This window comes from Citrobacter sp. CF971 (assembly GCF_006385635.1).
In the GTDB taxonomy this organism is placed as follows: Bacteria; Pseudomonadota; Gammaproteobacteria; order Enterobacterales; family Enterobacteriaceae; genus Citrobacter; species Citrobacter freundii.
On the sequence record NZ_CP041051.1, the window covers coordinates 918,810 to 936,011 of the forward strand.

Below are 17,202 nucleotides of genomic sequence, written 5' to 3' on the forward strand. Positions count from 1 at the left end.
GCCTTGCTTCGAGCATAAAAAAACCCGCGCAACGGCGCGGGTTTTTTGTCTTAACTGGAGCTGACTTAATGCTGAATGTCGTCCACCAGTCTACCGCGCAACGAAGATGCGTTTAGTAGTAGTAGACCGTTGAAACGAGCAATGTAAGTCATCAATTAAGCTCCAGGCGAATGCGATATGCTTTTAGTGGTACTGGATATGAAGACTGATGTCAACCCTCACTCCAGCAAATGCCTCGTTAGAGGGGGGAAGTTTCTGCAAAACTTAAGCGAATTGTGCTGAATTTTTCGGGCTACATAAAATTAATCAGTTGATGGTTGTACATAATTTTCATGTTTTGACATATTTGAGCATAGTTATTTGCATTTATTGTAACGGCGAACTGAAGGAAAAGTCGCTCTTGGGATTTCATATCTTAATGATTTATCTGTTTTTATAGTAATTATGAATGGCTATGGGTGGTGTAACACCACAAAATTGATAAATTAATGTTAACTTTTAATGTATTAATAATATAAACATTTAATTAAAACTTAAATACACATTCACTATACGTATGATTGTATATTCGCCATGCTTATGGTTATATTGTTTTTGAAATTTAAACATATGAATCACCGTGCAGTGACACTGCCACACTGCGATCGCATTGGTCTTTTGTTCATTTAGGTTTGTGCCTTTATGTTTTCCTAATTTTAATGTTTTTTCTTTTTCTCATCTTATATGTATGGTAAATCATATTAACGGAGATTATTTCTTCACTCCGTCTGGGAAAAGGGAGTTTAGAGTGACAGTGGAGTTAAATATGCCAGAAGTAAAAATAACAGATAAAACAAATATTATAGATATTGGGAAACCACAGCTTCGCATGGTTGATCTTAATTTATTAACCGTCTTTGATGCGGTGATGCAAGAACAAAACATCACCCGTGCCGCGCATACTTTGGGGATGTCGCAACCTGCTGTCAGTAATGCGGTCGCGCGCCTGAAAATTATGTTTAATGATGAGCTTTTTGTTCGTTATGGACGCGGTATCCAGCCGACAGCAAGAGCCTTCCAGCTATTTGGTTCTGTTCGCCAGGCATTGCAATTAGTGCAGAATGAACTGCCTGGATCGGGTTTTGAGCCAGCCAGCAGCGAGCGCGTATTCAATCTTTGCGTATGCAGCCCATTGGATAATATTCTGACCTCGTTGATTTATAATAGGGTTGAGCAAGTTGCACCAAACATTCATGTCGTATTTAAATCTTCACTCAATCAAAATACAGAGCATCAATTACGTTACCAGGAAACTGAATTCGTTATTAGCTATGAAGAGTTCCGACGTCCTGAATTTACCAGTATTCCGTTATTCAATGACGAAATGGTGTTAGTGGCAAGTAAAAAGCATCCGCGCATTAGTGGTCCTTTACTGGAAAGCAATGTCTATAATGAACAGCATGCGGTGGTGTCACTTGATCGCTTCGCATCATTCAGCCAACCGTGGTATGACACACCGGATAAACAATCCTCCGTGGCTTATCAGGGCATGGCATTAATTAGCGTTCTTAATATTGTGTCGCAAACGCACTTGGTCTCTATTGCGCCACGTTGGTTAGCAGAAGAATTTGCCGATTCTTTAGAACTACAGATCTTGCCTTTACCGTTAAAATTGAACAGCCGCACATGCTATCTTTCATGGCATGAAGCCGCAGGCCGGGATAAAGGACATCAATGGATGGAAGAGTTGTTAGTCTCCGTTTGTAAGCAGTAGCATTTAGCAGAGTAAACCGGACGGTGCATCCTGTTTATTCTGCTTTTAACTTTATAACTGAAATTTTATGCTGAACTCTATTTTTTACGTCTGTCCAAAAGTGTCAAAAAATAGAGTAATCGCTGTAAGTCCCCATTTTTAAGCGATTATTTATCATACTGATTGCTTATGCTGGTTTAATTCTCCGTTTATTCGCGTCTTTCCTCCTTTTTATTCTTATTTACTCCAGTGCCACCCCTTCGGAGTCAATTGCCATGCGTCATCGTCAGCGGTTAATGTGTTGTTAAACCGCAATTCATTATAAGAGTGAGGCAAGCCATGGAGATGTTGTCTGGAGCCGAGATGGTCGTCCGATCGCTCATCGATCAGGGTGTGAAGCAGGTATTCGGTTATCCCGGGGGGGCCGTCCTCGATATTTATGATGCCCTGCATACGGTCGGCGGTATTGATCATGTGCTGGTCCGCCATGAACAAGCGGCGGTACATATGGCTGATGGCCTTGCGCGTGCCACGGGAGAAGTGGGGGTCGTATTGGTCACCTCAGGGCCGGGGGCGACCAACGCGATTACCGGGATCGCAACGGCTTACATGGATTCCATTCCGCTGGTGATCCTCTCCGGACAGGTCGCAACGTCGCTGATTGGCTACGATGCCTTCCAGGAGTGCGACATGGTAGGTATATCCCGCCCGGTGGTGAAACATAGCTTCCTGGTCAAACAAACGGAAGATATCCCGCAGGTGCTGAAAAAAGCCTTCTGGCTGGCAGCAAGCGGTCGTCCGGGGCCAGTGGTGGTGGATTTGCCGAAGGATATTCTGAATCCGGCGAAGAAACTGCCTTATAGCTGGCCGGACTCGGTGAGTATGCGCTCGTATAATCCGACGACGACGGGACATAAAGGACAGATAAAACGGGCGTTGCAGACACTGGTCGCGGCGAAGAAACCGGTTGTTTATGTGGGCGGTGGCGCGGTCAATGCCGCTTGCCACGAGCAGTTAGCTCAGATTGCTGAAGCGCTGAATCTGCCGGTTGTCTCCTCGCTCATGGGGTTGGGCGCGTTTCCGGCCACGCATCGTCAGGCGCTGGGCATGTTGGGCATGCACGGTACCTACGAAGCCAATATGACCATGCATCATTCCGATGTGATCTTTGCCGTTGGCGTTCGCTTTGACGATCGAACGACGAATAACCTGGCAAAATATTGTCCGAATGCGACCGTGCTGCATATCGATATCGATCCGACCTCTATTTCCAAAACCGTTACTGCGGATATTCCGATTGTGGGGGATGCCCGCCTGGTGCTGGATCAGATGCTCGAACTACTGGAGCAGGAGAAATCTCAGCAGCCGCTGGATGATAATCGTGACTGGTGGCAACAGATTGAGCACTGGCGTGCCCGTCAGTGTCTGAAATACGACACGCAAAGCGAAAGTATTAAGCCGCAGGCGGTGATTGAAACCATCTGGCGTCTGACGAAAGGGGAGGCGTATGTGACTTCTGACGTTGGCCAGCACCAGATGTTTGCCGCACTTTACTATCCGTTCGATAAACCGCGTCGCTGGATTAACTCAGGCGGCCTCGGCACTATGGGATTCGGTTTACCTGCGGCGTTAGGGGTGAAAATGGCTTTGCCGGATGAAACGGTAGTGTGCGTCACCGGGGATGGCAGCATTCAGATGAATATCCAGGAACTGTCGACGGCGCTGCAATATGAACTGCCGGTGCTGGTACTCAACCTTAATAACCGTTATCTCGGCATGGTCAAACAGTGGCAGGACATGATCTACTCCGGGCGTCACTCACAGTCTTACATGCAGTCGCTGCCCGATTTCGTGCGCCTTGCTGAGGCTTATGGACATATCGGTATCCAGATTAATCGGCCTGAAGAACTTGAGAGCAAGTTGGGCGAAGCGCTGGAACATGTGCGTAACCATCGTCTGGTGTTTGTCGATGTCACCGTCGACGGTAGTGAACATGTCTACCCGATGCAGATTCGTGGGGGGGGGATGGATGAAATGTGGTTAAGCAAAACGGAGAGGACCTGATTATGCGCCGGATATTATCAGTATTGCTTGAAAACGAGTCAGGTGCATTATCGCGTGTTATTGGCCTCTTCGCCCAACGTGGTTACAACATTGAAAGCCTGACCGTCGCGCCGACCGACGATCCGACCTTATCGCGGATGACGATTCAGACAGTAGGGGATGAGAAAGTCCTTGAGCAGATCGAAAAGCAGCTCCACAAACTGGTGGATGTTCTGCGCGTTAGCGAGCTGGGACAGGGCGCCCACGTTGAACGAGAAATCATGCTGGTGAAAATCCAGGCCAGCGGTTATGGCCGGGAAGAAGTGAAACGCAACACGGAGATTTTCCGCGGGCAAATCATCGATGTCACGCCTTCTATCTACACCGTACAACTGGCGGGCACCAGCGATAAGCTGGATGCGTTTCTGGCAACGCTGCGTGAAGTCGCTAAAATTGTGGAAGTTGCTCGCTCCGGCGTGGTTGGGCTTTCCCGCGGCGATAAAATCATGCGTTAATCATGATCGGGTTCTTAATTCGCAAGCCCAACGACTCAGGTTGGGCTTTTTTTTGCGAAATCAGCGGTAACCAGAGACAAAAGCGGTTGCCGGAGTCATTATTCTGCGCTTAGATGTTAATAAATTTAACCCATGCCATCACAAAGGTTATGGTTTGTACATTTTACGCAAGGGGCAATTGTGAAACTGGATGAAATCGCTCGGTTGGCCGGCGTTTCGCGAACGACTGCAAGCTACGTTATTAATGGCAAAGCAAAGCAATATCGCGTAAGCGACAAAACGGTTGAAAAAGTCATGGCGGTGGTGCGCGAGCATAATTACCACCCGAATGCCGTGGCGGCCGGGCTGCGTGCTGGACGCACACGTTCTATCGGGCTGGTGATCCCGGATCTTGAGAACACGAGCTATACCCGGATCGCAAACTATCTGGAGCGCCAGGCGCGTCAACGTGGGTATCAACTGTTGATTGCCTGCTCTGAAGATCAGCCAGATAACGAAATGCGCTGTATTGAGCATCTTTTACAGCGCCAGGTCGATGCCATTATTGTGTCGACTTCCTTGCCGCCTGAACATCCGTTCTACCAACGCTGGGCAAACAGTTCATTCCCGATTGTGGCGCTGGATCGTGCACTGGATCGCGAACATTTTACCAGCGTTGTGGGTGCAGATCAGGATGATGCGGAAATGCTGGCGGAAGAGTTACGCAAATTCCCTGCTGAAACCGTCCTCTATCTGGGCGCGCTTCCTGAATTATCCGTCAGTTTCCTGCGCGAACAGGGTTTTCGTACCGCGTGGAAGGACGATCCGCGTGAAGTCCATTTCCTGTACGCCAACAGCTATGAGCGGGAAGCTGCAGCGCAGCTGTTTGATAAATGGCTGGAAACGCACCCAATGCCTCAGGCGTTGTTTACCACGTCGTTTGCTCTGTTGCAGGGGGTGATGGATGTGACCCTGCGTCGTGATGGGCAGTTGCCGTCTGATTTAGCGATTGCGACTTTTGGCGATCACGAACTGCTCGACTTCCTGCAGTGCCCTGTACTGGCAGTGGCACAGCGCCATCGTGATGTCGCGGAACGCGTGCTGGAGATTGTACTGGCAAGCCTGGACGAACCGCGTAAACCAAAACCAGGTTTAACGCGTATACGGCGTAATCTGTACCGTCGCGGTATTCTCAGCCGTAACTAAGTTTCCTCAATTGATGGCGTCGGCGGGATAAGCCTCTGACGTCTTCAGTTTTTCTATTCTCAGAAATAACCGCATTATATTTAAGAATATTCTTTAGAATTATCTGAAATGTATTCTTGAAATACCCCGAATTAAAAATGCAACTATCCATTTTTGGGTTATTGATACGTAACGACGCGTTACGGTTGTATTATTTTGTTACATGCATGTGTGGATTTGCCGAATTAACAAACACTTTGCTCTCGTATTGCGGCCATCTGGTGCTTACCTTGGTCCTGCGCGGCGTACAGACCGATTAACTGGTACTGTTAACTCGCTGCATATTGTCCTAAAATGCCGCTCGCGTCGCAAACTGACACTTTATATTTTCTTCTGATGATATTCAGTTGTTTTAAACAATGATGAGTTGTTGGATTTTTTTCTTACAAATATTCATGACGTTAATTTGCTTCGTTTGCTGTACGGATTTTGTTCAACGCTGATATTAGCCGTAAACAATGGGTTTTTTGCTCCGCTAAGCGCCGCGACTTGCTTGACAAGGTTTTCCTCCGCTCCGTAAACTCCTTTAAGTGGGAATTTGTGGGATAAAGTGGTAATCGGGGGTGAGACTGGCATGTTCCGGGGAGCAACGTTAGTTAATCTCGACAGTAAAGGGCGCTTATCCGTGCCTACCCGTTATCGGGATCAACTGCTTGAGAGCGCTACCGGTCAAATGGTTTGCACCATTGACATCCATCACCCGTGCCTGCTGCTGTACCCCCTGCCTGAATGGGAAATAATCGAGCAGAAGCTATCGCGTCTGTCGAGCATGAATCCAGTTGAGCGTCGCGTACAGCGCTTATTGTTGGGTCATGCCAGCGAATGTCAGATGGATAACGCTGGTCGATTACTGATAGCGCCCATTCTGCGGCAACACGCAGGGCTAACGAAAGAAGTGATGCTGGTTGGGCAGTTCAATAAGTTTGAGCTGTGGGATGAAACGACCTGGTATCAACAGGTCAAGGAAGATATCGACGCTGAGCAGTCTGTTACTGGCGCGTTGTCGGAACGATTGCAGGATTTGTCTCTATAAAATGACGGAAAATTATAAACATACAACGGTGTTGCTGGATGAAGCCGTAAACGGCCTGAATATTCGTCCAGACGGCATCTACATTGACGGGACATTTGGTCGCGGTGGTCACTCACGTCTGATCCTCTCCCAGCTTGGCGAAGAGGGGCGTTTACTGGCAATCGATCGCGATCCGCAGGCTATTGCCGTTGCTAAAACGATTACCGATCCTCGCTTCTCCATCGTACATGGACCTTTCTCTGCGCTGGCTGACTATGTCGCTGAGCGTGGACTGACCGGTAAGATCGACGGGATTCTTCTCGATCTGGGCGTTTCTTCACCGCAGCTCGATGACGCAGAGCGCGGTTTTTCGTTTATGCGTGACGGTCCGTTAGATATGCGTATGGACCCAACACGCGGTCAGTCAGCGGCCGAATGGCTGCAAACCGCCGATGAAGCAGACATTGCCTGGGTGATTAAAACCTTTGGCGAAGAGCGCTTCGGCAAACGCATTGCGCGCGCCATCGTGGAGCGTAACCGCATCGAACCGATGACCCGCACCAAAGAACTGGCGGAAGTTATTGCGGCGGCAATGCCGGTGAAGGACAAATTCAAACATCCCGCGACCCGTACCTTCCAGGCGGTGCGCATTTGGGTGAACAGTGAACTGGAGGAGATAGAGCAGGCGCTAAAAAGCTCGCTCAGCGTGCTGGCTCCAGGTGGTCGCCTTTCGATCATCAGTTTCCATTCGCTTGAAGACCGCATTGTGAAACGCTTTATGCGTGAACAAAGCCGTGGTCCTCAGGTACCGGCTGGAATACCGATGACCGAAGCGCAGATCAAAAAACTGGGCGGCCGTGAGTTAAGAGCACTAGGCAAGATGATGCCGGGTGAAGAAGAGGTCGCTGAGAATCCTCGTGCCCGTAGTTCAGTTCTGCGTATTGCAGAGAGGACGAACGCATGATCAGCAGAGTGACAGAAGCCCTCAGCAAAGTTAAAGGATCGATAGGAAGCAACGAGCGCCATGCATTGCCTGGCGTGATCGGTGACGATCTTTTGCGGTTTGGGAAGCTGCCACTCTGCCTGTTCATTTGCATTATTTTGACGGCGGTTACCGTCGTGACAACAGCGCACCATACGCGGTTACTGACTGCGCAGCGTGAGCAGCTGGTCCTGGAGCGAGATGCGCTGGATATCGAATGGCGTAACTTGATCCTTGAGGAGAACGCGCTCGGCGACCATAGCCGTGTTGAACGGATCGCAACGGAAAAGCTGCAAATGCAGCATGTCGATCCCTCACAAGAAAATATCGTAGTACAAAAATAAGGATAAACGCGACGCATGAAAGCAGCGGCAAAAACGCACAAACCAAAACGCCAGGAAGAACAAGCCAACTTTATCAGTTGGCGTTTTGCGTTACTGTGCGGCTGTATTTTGCTGGCACTGGGTTTTCTGCTGGGTCGCGTTGCCTGGCTGCAAATCATCGCGCCGGACATGCTGGTGCGTCAGGGTGATATGCGCTCTCTACGCGTCCAGGAAGTGTCTACATCGCGCGGAATGATTACCGACCGCTCTGGTCGTCCGCTGGCGGTGAGTGTTCCGGTTAAAGCTATATGGGCCGACCCGAAAGAAGTACATGATGCCGGCGGAGTGAGCGTTGGCGAACGCTGGAGAGCGCTGTCAACCGCGCTGAATCTCCCGCTCGATCAACTGGCTTCCCGCATTAACGCCAACCCGAAAGGGCGCTTTATCTATCTGGCGCGTCAGGTAAACCCTGACATGGCTGACTACATCAAAAAACTGAAGCTGCCAGGTATCCATCTGCGTGAAGAGTCCCGTCGTTACTATCCTTCCGGAGAAGTGACTGCTCACCTCATCGGATTTACTAACGTCGATAGTCAGGGGATTGAAGGCGTTGAGAAAAGCTTCGACAAGTGGCTCACCGGACAACCGGGCGAGCGTATTGTACGTAAAGACCGGTATGGCCGCGTCATTGAAGATATCTCCTCTACCGACAGCCAGGCGGCGCATAACCTCGCGTTGAGCATTGATGAGCGTTTACAGGCACTGGTCTACCGTGAACTGAATAACGCCGTGGCGTTCAACAAGGCGGAGTCAGGCAGTGCGGTACTGGTGGATGTGAACACCGGTGAAGTGCTGGCAATGGCCAACAGTCCGTCCTACAACCCGAACAATCTCACCGGTACGCCAAAAGACGCGATGCGTAACCGCACCATTACCGACGTGTTTGAACCGGGTTCTACCGTTAAACCGATGGTGGTGATGACCGCGCTGCAGCGCGGTGTGGTACGCGAAAATACGGTCCTCAACACTATCCCTTACCGAATTAATGGTCACGAAATCAAAGACGTGGCACGTTATAGCGAATTAACCCTCACCGGGGTTTTGCAGAAGTCGAGTAACGTCGGTGTTTCCAAGCTGGCGTTAGCGATGCCGTCCTCAGCGTTAGTAGATACTTACTCACGTTTTGGGCTGGGAAAAGCGACCAATTTGGGGTTGGTCGGAGAACGCAGTGGCTTATATCCTCAAAAACAACGGTGGTCTGACATAGAGAGGGCCACCTTCTCTTTCGGCTACGGGCTAATGGTAACGCCGTTACAGTTAGCGCGAGTCTATGCAACGATCGGCAGTTACGGCGTTTATCGTCCACTGTCGATTACTAAAGTTGACCCTCCAGTTCCGGGCGAGCGTATCTTCCCGGAATCAACCGTGCGTACCGTGGTGCACATGATGGAAAGCGTGGCGCTGCCCGGCGGCGGCGGCGTGAAGGCGGCGATTAAAGGTTATCGTATCGCCATTAAAACCGGTACAGCGAAAAAAGTAGGGCCGGATGGCCGCTACATCAACAAATACATTGCTTATACCGCAGGTGTTGCGCCTGCGAGTCAGCCGCGCTTCGCGCTGGTTGTTGTTATCAACGATCCGCAGGCGGGTAAATACTACGGTGGCGCCGTTTCCGCGCCGGTCTTTGGTGCCATCATGGGCGGCGTACTGCGTACCATGAACATCGAGCCGGATGCGCTGACAACGGGCGATAAAAATGAATTTGTGAATAATCAAGGCGAGGCAACAGGTGGCAGATCGTAATTTGCGCGACCTTCTTGCTCCATGGGTGCCGGGTGCACCGGAGCGAGCACTGCGGGAGATGACGCTTGACAGCCGTGTGGCTGCATCGGGCGATCTCTTTGTCGCAGTATTAGGTCATCAGGCGGACGGGCGTCGGTATATCCCGCAGGCGATAGCGCAAGGTGTGGCTGCCATTATTGCAGAAGCGAAAGATGAAGCTACTGATGGTGAAATCCGTGAAATGCACGGCGTTCCGGTCATCTATCTTAGTCAGCTTAACGAACGTTTATCTGCACTGGCAGGCCGTTTTTACCACGAGCCTTCTGAGAAAATGCGTCTGGTCGGCGTGACCGGGACCAACGGTAAAACCACCACCACCCAACTGCTGGCACAGTGGAGCCAACTGCTTGGCGAAACCAGCGCGGTGATGGGAACAGTAGGCAATGGCCTGCTGGGCAAAGTGATCCCGACGGAAAATACCACCGGTTCAGCCGTTGATGTCCAGCATGTGCTGGCGGGGCTGGTTGCGCAGGGCGCAACGGTTGGCGCGATGGAAGTCTCTTCACACGGTCTGGTTCAGCATCGCGTGGCGGCGCTGAAGTTTGCCGCATCAGTATTTACTAACTTAAGCCGTGACCATCTCGACTACCACGGCGACATGGAACATTACGAAGCCGCGAAATGGCTGCTGTATTCCACGCACCATTGCGGTCAGGCCATCGTCAATGCGGATGATGAAGTCGGTCGTCGCTGGTTGGCGAAACTCCCGGATGCGGTTGCCGTTTCGATGGAAGACCACATCAACCCGAACTGTCACGGTCGTTGGTTAAAAGCGGTTGACGTGAAGTATCACGACAGCGGGGCAACGATTCGTTTTACCTCCTCATGGGGCGACGGCGAAATTGAAAGCCGCCTGATGGGGGCGTTTAACGTCAGCAATCTGCTGCTGGCGCTGGCAACGCTGCTGGCACTGGGCTATCCGTTAGCTGATTTACTGAAAACGGCGACACAATTGCAGCCGGTTTGCGGGCGTATGGAAGTGTTCAGCGCGCCGGGTAAAACCACCGTGGTGGTTGATTACGCCCATACGCCAGATGCGCTGGAAAAAGCGCTACAGGCGGCACGTCTGCACTGTACTGGCAAACTGTGGTGCGTCTTTGGCTGCGGCGGCGATCGCGATAAAGGCAAACGTCCGTTGATGGGCGCAATTGCCGAGCAGTTTGCCGATGTTGTTGTGGTGACCGATGACAACCCGCGTACCGAAGAGCCGCGCGCCATTATTAACGACATTCTGGCGGGGATGCTGGATGCCGGACAGGCGAAGGTGATGGAAGGTCGCGCAGAAGCGGTGACAAACGCCATTATGCAGGCGAAAGAAAATGATGTGGTGCTGGTGGCCGGTAAAGGTCATGAAGACTACCAGATCGTTGGTTCACAGCGCCTCGATTATTCTGACCGCGTCACGGCAGCGCGTCTGCTGGGGGTTATCGCATGATTAGCGTAACGCTCAGCCAACTGGCGGAGATCCTCCGTGGTGAATTGAAAGGGGCCGATCTGACCCTTGATGCCGTAACAACCGATACGCGTAAAGTGACGCCGGGCTGCCTGTTTGTGGCACTGAAAGGCGAACGCTTTGATGCCCATGATTTTGCAGACAAAGCGCAAGAGAGCGGGGCCGGTGCGCTGTTGGTCAGCCGCCCGTTGGACACCAACCTGCCGCAGCTGATTGTTAACGATACGCGTCTGGCGTTTGGTGAACTGGCTGCGTGGGTTCGCGCCCAGGTTCCGGCGCGCGTTGTCGCGCTGACCGGCTCATCCGGTAAAACGTCCGTCAAAGAGATGACGGCTGCCATTCTGAGCCAGTGTGGTAACACCCTATATACTGCGGGCAACCTGAATAACGACATCGGTGTACCGATGACGCTGCTGCGCTTAAACAACGATTACGACTATGCCGTGATTGAGCTCGGTGCCAACCATCAGGGCGAAATCGCCTGGACCGTCGGCCTGACGCGTCCGGAAGCGGCGCTGGTGAACAACCTGGCCGCCGCGCACCTGGAAGGCTTCGGCTCTCTGGCGGGCGTTGCGAAGGCAAAAGGTGAGATTTTTACCGGCCTGTCAGCGAACGGTATCGCCATTATGAATGCCGACAACAACGACTGGCTGAACTGGCAAAGCATCATCGGCGATCGCAAAGTCTGGCGTTTCTCCCCGAATGCAGCCAATAGCGACTTTTCGGCGACCAACGTTCATGTGACCTCGCATGGCACGGAATTTTCTCTGCAAACGCCGACCGGAAGCATTGATGTCCTGCTGCCGTTACCGGGTCGCCATAATATCGCTAACGCCCTTGCGGCGGCGGCGCTCTCTATGGCGGTAGGCGCGACGCACGAGGCGATCAAAGCGGGGTTGAAGGATCTGCAAGCGGTACCGGGGCGTCTGTTCCCGATTCAACTCGCGGAAAATCAGCTGCTGCTGGACGACTCCTATAACGCGAACGTCGGTTCGATGACCGCAGCGGTGCAGGTGCTGTCTGAAATGCCGGGCTATCGCGTACTGGTCGTTGGCGATATGGCAGAGCTTGGCGCAGAAAGCGAAGCATGCCATGTACAGGTGGGTGTTGCTGCGAAAGCTGCAGGCATCGACCGTGTACTGAGTACGGGAAAACTGAGTCAGGCAATTAGCGACGCCAGTGGCGTTGGCGAACATTTTGCGGATAAAAGTACGCTGGCCGCGCATCTTAAAGCATTGATTGCAGAACATCAGGTCATGACGATTTTAGTGAAGGGTTCACGTAGTGCCGCCATGGAAGAGGTAGTACGCGCATTACAGGAGAATGGGACATGTTAGTTTGGCTGGCCGAACATTTGGTCAAATATTATTCCGGCTTTAACGTCTTTTCCTATCTGACGTTTCGCGCCATCGTCAGCCTGCTGACCGCGCTGTTCATCTCTTTGTGGATGGGCCCGCGTATGATTGCCCGCTTGCAAAAAATGTCATTTGGTCAGGTCGTGCGTAACGACGGCCCAGAATCACACTTTAGTAAACGTGGTACGCCGACCATGGGCGGCATCATGATCCTCACCGCGATTGTTATCTCCGTGCTGCTGTGGGCCTACCCATCCAACCCGTACGTGTGGTGCGTGCTGGTGGTGCTGATTGGCTACGGCATTATCGGTTTTGTCGATGACTACCGCAAAGTGGTGCGTAAAGACACCAAAGGCCTGATAGCGCGCTGGAAATATTTCTGGATGTCGGTCATTGCATTAGGGGTCGCGTTTGCGCTGTACCTCGCCGGTAAAGACACCCCGGCTACCGAGCTGGTGGTGCCGTTCTTTAAAGACGTGATGCCGCAACTGGGTCTGTTCTATGTTCTGCTGGCGTACTTCGTGATTGTGGGGACCGGCAACGCGGTCAATCTTACCGATGGCCTGGATGGTCTGGCGATTATGCCGACCGTGTTCGTAGCAGCGGGTTTTGCGCTGGTGGCATGGGCTACCGGTAACATGAACTTTGCCAACTATCTGCACATTCCCTATTTACGCCATGCAGGCGAACTGGTGATCGTCTGTACGGCGATTGTCGGTGCGGGATTAGGTTTCCTGTGGTTTAACACCTATCCGGCGCAGGTCTTTATGGGTGACGTCGGTTCGCTGGCGCTGGGTGGCGCGCTGGGCATTATTGCCGTGCTGCTGCGTCAAGAGTTCCTGCTGGTAATCATGGGCGGCGTATTTGTTGTAGAAACACTGTCGGTCATTCTGCAGGTTGGCTCCTTTAAGCTGCGCGGACAGCGCATCTTCCGTATGGCGCCGATTCACCATCACTATGAACTGAAAGGCTGGCCGGAACCGCGCGTCATTGTGCGCTTCTGGATTATTTCGCTGATGCTGGTGCTGATTGGCCTGGCAACGCTGAAGGTACGTTAATCATGGCTGATTACCAGGGTAAAAAAGTCGTCATTATCGGTCTGGGGTTGACCGGACTGTCCTGCGTGGATTTCTTCCTGGCGCGTGGCGTGACGCCGCGCGTAATGGATACCCGTGCGACGCCGCCTGGTCTGGATAAATTACCGGAAGCGGTTGAGCGTCATGTTGGTAGCCTGAATGATGACTGGCTGCTGGCTGCCGATCTCATCGTCGCCAGCCCTGGTATTGCCCTAGCGCACCCTTCGTTGAGCGCTGCTGCTGATGCCGGGATTGAAATTGTTGGCGACATTGAGCTGTTTTGTCGCGAAGCACAGGCGCCGATCGTCGCGATCACCGGGTCCAACGGGAAAAGTACCGTCACTACGCTGGTCGGCGAGATGGCGAAAGCTGCCGGCGTGAACGTGGGGGTTGGCGGAAATATCGGCTTGCCCGCGTTGATGCTGCTGGATGACGAACGCGAGCTGTATGTTCTCGAGCTGTCGAGCTTCCAACTGGAAACAACCTCCAGTTTACAGGCCGTGGCGGCCACCATTTTGAACGTCACCGAAGATCATATGGACAGGTATCCGTTTGGCTTGCAGCAGTACCGTGCGGCCAAACTGCGTGTCTATGAGAATGCGAAAGTGTGTGTGGTCAATGCTGATGATGCGCTGACCATGCCGATTCGCGGGGCGGATGAGCGCTGCGTGAGCTTTGGCATCAATATGGGTGACTATCATCTCAATCGTCAGCAGGGTGAAACCTGGCTGCGGGTGAAGGGTGAAAAAGTCCTGAACGTGAAAGAGATGACGCTTACCGGCCAGCATAACTATACCAACGCCCTGGCGGCGCTGGCGCTGGCGGATGCTGCGGGTCTACCGCGGGCGTCCAGCCTGAAAGCGCTGACTACCTTTACCGGTCTGGCGCATCGTTTCCAGTTGGTACTGAATCATAACGGTGTGCGTTGGATCAACGATTCAAAAGCCACCAACGTCGGCAGCACCGAAGCGGCACTGAATGGTCTGCACGTTGAGGGTACGCTGCACCTGCTGCTGGGCGGTGACGGGAAATCCGCCGACTTTATGCCGCTGCAACGTTACCTGACTGGCGACAACATTCGTCTGTACTGCTTTGGTCGCGATGGCGCACAGCTTGCCGCTCTGCGTCCTGAGGTTGCGGAACACACTGAAACCATGGAGCAGGCAATGCGTCTGCTCGCACCGCGTGTGAAGTCGGGTGATATGGTGCTGCTGTCGCCAGCCTGTGCCAGCCTTGACCAGTTCAAGAACTTTGAGCAACGTGGTGACGTCTTTACCCGTTTGGCGAAGGAGTTGGGTTGATGCGCTTCTCTCTCCCTCGTCTGAAAATGCCGCGCGTACCGGGACTGGGTGTCCTGGCGTGGATCTTCGCGGCACTTAAAGGCTGGGTGATGGCTTCGCGTGATAAAGACGCGGACAGCCTGATCATGTATGACCGCATGCTGCTGTGGCTGACTTTTGGTCTGGCAGCGATCGGTTTTGTGATGGTGACATCGGCATCGATGCCCGTAGGGCAACGCCTGGCAGGCGATCCCTTCCTGTTCGCTAAACGTGACGCGCTGTATATCTTCCTCGCGTTCTGTCTGGCGATGGTGACGCTACGTCTGCCGATGGAGTTCTGGCAAAAGTACAGCACGACGATGCTGATCGCCTCGATCATCATGTTGTTGATCGTTCTGGTGGTGGGGAGCTCCGTTAACGGGGCATCGCGCTGGATCGCGTTGGGTCCACTGCGTATTCAGCCTGCGGAATTCACCAAGCTGTCGCTGTTCTGTTATCTCGCCAACTACCTGGTGCGTAAAGTCGATGAAGTGCGTAACAACCTGCGCGGCTTCTTAAAACCGATGGGTGTGATTCTGGTGCTGGCAATCTTGCTGCTGGCGCAGCCTGACCTTGGTACGGTAGTGGTGCTGTTTGTCACGACGCTGGCGATGCTCTTTCTCGCTGGAGCGAAACTGTGGCAGTTCATTGCCATTATCGGTATGGGGATTTCGGCGGTGGTGCTGCTGATCCTTGCCGAACCGTATCGTATTCGCCGCGTAACCTCCTTCTGGAACCCATGGGAAGATCCGTTTGGCAGCGGCTACCAGTTAACGCAATCGCTGATGGCTTTTGGTCGCGGTGAGATTTGGGGGCAGGGGTTAGGTAATTCGGTGCAAAAACTGGAGTATTTACCGGAAGCGCACACCGACTTCATCTTCGCCATCATTGGGGAAGAGCTGGGTTATATCGGTGTGGTATTGGCACTTTTAATGGTATTCTTCGTCGCTTTTCGCGCGATGTCGATTGGCCGCAAAGCGCTGGAAATTGACCACCGTTTTTCAGGCTTTTTAGCCTGCTCCATCGGGATTTGGTTTAGCTTCCAGGCGCTGGTAAACGTCGGTGCGGCAGCTGGTATGCTGCCAACCAAAGGTCTGACGTTACCGCTGATCAGTTATGGTGGTTCCAGTTTGTTGATTATGTCGACGGCCATCATGTTTTTGTTACGTATTGATTATGAAACGCGTCTGGAAAAAGCCCAGGCGTTTACACGAGGTGCACGATGAGTGGTCAACCGAAGCGGTTAATGGTGATGGCAGGCGGTACCGGCGGGCATGTGTTCCCGGGGCTGGCGGTCGCGCATCATTTAATGGCTCAGGGCTGGCAAGTTCGTTGGCTGGGCACCGCCGATCGTATGGAAGCGGACTTAGTGCCGAAGCATGGCATTGAAATTGACTTTATTCGCATCTCCGGTTTGCGTGGCAAAGGTGTCAACGCTCTGCTTGCCGCCCCCGTGCGTATTTTTAATGCCTGGCGTCAGGCGCGGGCCATCATGAAGCAGTTTAAGCCTGATGTGGTGCTGGGTATGGGCGGCTACGTGTCCGGCCCTGGCGGTCTGGCAGCCTGGTCATTAGGCATTCCGGTTGTACTGCATGAGCAGAATGGCATTGCGGGATTAACCAACAAGTGGCTGGCGAAAATTGCCACTACGGTGATGCAGGCTTTTCCTGGCGCTTTCCCGAATGCGGAAGTGGTGGGTAACCCGGTACGCACCGACGTTCTGGCGCTGCCGTCGCCCGAAGTACGTCTGGCAGGGCGTGAAGGCCCGGTTCGCGTGCTGGTCGTCGGGGGTTCTCAGGGTGCACGCGTATTGAACCAGACGATGCCGCAGGTTGCCGCAGAGCTTGGTGACGCGGTGACTATTTGGCATCAGAGCGGCAAAGGTGCGCAGCAAACCGTTGAACAGGCATATGCTGACGCTGGACAACCGCAGCACAAGGTCACTGAGTTTATTGATGATATGGCAGCCGCCTACGCGTGGGCGGATGTCGTAGTTTGTCGCTCAGGTGCGCTGACGGTAAGTGAAATTGCTGCCGCAGGTTTGCCTGCGCTGTTTGTGCCTTTCCAGCACAAAGACCGACAGCAGTACTGGAATGCGCTGCCGCTGGAGAAAGCGGGCGCCGCCAAAATTCTTGAGCAGCCGCAGTTTACTGTGGATGCCGTCGCTAACACCCTTTCCGGGTGGTCGCGAGAAACCTTATTAACCATGGCAGAACGTGCGCGCGCCGCATCCATACCGGATGCCACAGAGCGTGTTGCTAATGAAGTGAGCCGGGCTGCCCGGGCGTAATTGTGGTGATGCCTTTTGCATCGCATGAACTAAGAA

General features: G+C 52.7%; 15 protein-coding genes. 14 read left to right on the forward strand and 1 reads right to left on the reverse strand.

Annotated features, from left to right (window positions below):
• Positions 1-65 precede the first annotated feature (65 nt).
• On the reverse strand, positions 66-152 hold the full coding sequence (gene leuL / locus E6P06_RS07855) for a leu operon leader peptide (protein WP_048998978.1): 87 nt from the start codon (positions 150-152) through the stop codon (positions 66-68).
• Positions 153-805: 653 nt separating this feature from the next.
• Between leuL and leuO the strand changes: the two genes are divergently transcribed.
• The 14 genes from leuO (at position 806) to murG (ending at position 17,166) form a co-directional block, all read left to right on the forward strand.
• Positions 806-1,753, forward strand: coding sequence for a transcriptional regulator LeuO (gene leuO / locus E6P06_RS07860; protein WP_003837423.1), 948 nt, complete (start codon positions 806-808; stop codon positions 1,751-1,753).
• 318 nt (positions 1,754-2,071) lie between these two features.
• Entirely contained in the window at positions 2,072-3,796 is a 1,725-nt protein-coding gene (ilvI, locus tag E6P06_RS07865) for an acetolactate synthase 3 large subunit (RefSeq protein ID WP_003845729.1), read from the forward strand.
• A gap of 2 nt (positions 3,797-3,798) precedes the next feature.
• Positions 3,799-4,290, forward strand: coding sequence for an acetolactate synthase small subunit (ilvN, locus tag E6P06_RS07870; RefSeq protein WP_003829566.1), 492 nt, complete (start codon positions 3,799-3,801; stop codon positions 4,288-4,290).
• Positions 4,291-4,470: 180 nt separating this feature from the next.
• Positions 4,471-5,475: a catabolite repressor/activator gene (cra, locus tag E6P06_RS07875; RefSeq protein ID WP_003018794.1), complete on the forward strand. Its 1,005-nt coding sequence runs from the start codon at positions 4,471-4,473 to the stop codon at positions 5,473-5,475.
• 613 nt (positions 5,476-6,088) lie between these two features.
• On the forward strand, positions 6,089-6,547 hold the full coding sequence (gene mraZ, locus E6P06_RS07880; RefSeq protein WP_003018792.1) for a division/cell wall cluster transcriptional repressor MraZ: 459 nt from the start codon (positions 6,089-6,091) through the stop codon (positions 6,545-6,547).
• 1 nt (position 6,548) lies between these two features.
• Entirely contained in the window at positions 6,549-7,490 is a 942-nt protein-coding gene (gene rsmH, locus E6P06_RS07885; protein ID WP_003018789.1) for a 16S rRNA (cytosine(1402)-N(4))-methyltransferase RsmH, read from the forward strand.
• Positions 7,487-7,852 (forward strand): cell division protein FtsL, encoded by a 366-nt coding sequence (ftsL, locus tag E6P06_RS07890; protein ID WP_000625651.1) that lies wholly within the window; start codon positions 7,487-7,489, stop codon positions 7,850-7,852. The genes rsmH and ftsL overlap by 4 nt, the downstream gene beginning before the upstream one ends.
• 15 nt (positions 7,853-7,867) lie before the next feature.
• Entirely contained in the window at positions 7,868-9,634 is a 1,767-nt protein-coding gene (gene ftsI, locus E6P06_RS07895) for a peptidoglycan glycosyltransferase FtsI (RefSeq protein WP_016151691.1), read from the forward strand.
• Positions 9,621-11,108: a UDP-N-acetylmuramoyl-L-alanyl-D-glutamate--2,6-diaminopimelate ligase gene (gene murE / locus E6P06_RS07900; RefSeq protein WP_003018780.1), complete on the forward strand. Its 1,488-nt coding sequence runs from the start codon at positions 9,621-9,623 to the stop codon at positions 11,106-11,108. Before ftsI ends, murE begins: the two co-directional genes overlap by 14 nt.
• A complete protein-coding gene (murF, locus tag E6P06_RS07905; protein WP_003837429.1) occupies positions 11,105-12,463 on the forward strand; it encodes a UDP-N-acetylmuramoyl-tripeptide--D-alanyl-D-alanine ligase in 1,359 nt (452 codons plus the stop codon). The genes murE and murF overlap by 4 nt, the downstream gene beginning before the upstream one ends.
• Positions 12,457-13,539, forward strand: a complete 1,083-nt coding sequence (mraY, locus tag E6P06_RS07910; protein ID WP_003018774.1) for a phospho-N-acetylmuramoyl-pentapeptide-transferase — start codon at positions 12,457-12,459, stop codon at positions 13,537-13,539. The genes murF and mraY overlap by 7 nt, the downstream gene beginning before the upstream one ends.
• A 2-nt stretch (positions 13,540-13,541) precedes the next feature.
• A complete protein-coding gene (gene murD, locus E6P06_RS07915; protein ID WP_016149555.1) occupies positions 13,542-14,858 on the forward strand; it encodes a UDP-N-acetylmuramoyl-L-alanine--D-glutamate ligase in 1,317 nt (438 codons plus the stop codon).
• Entirely contained in the window at positions 14,858-16,102 is a 1,245-nt protein-coding gene (ftsW, locus tag E6P06_RS07920) for a cell division protein FtsW (protein ID WP_003018770.1), read from the forward strand. Before murD ends, ftsW begins: the two co-directional genes overlap by 1 nt.
• Entirely contained in the window at positions 16,099-17,166 is a 1,068-nt protein-coding gene (gene murG / locus E6P06_RS07925) for an undecaprenyldiphospho-muramoylpentapeptide beta-N-acetylglucosaminyltransferase (protein ID WP_003018767.1), read from the forward strand. The genes ftsW and murG overlap by 4 nt, the downstream gene beginning before the upstream one ends.
• The last annotated feature ends 36 nt before the right edge of the window (positions 17,167-17,202 follow it).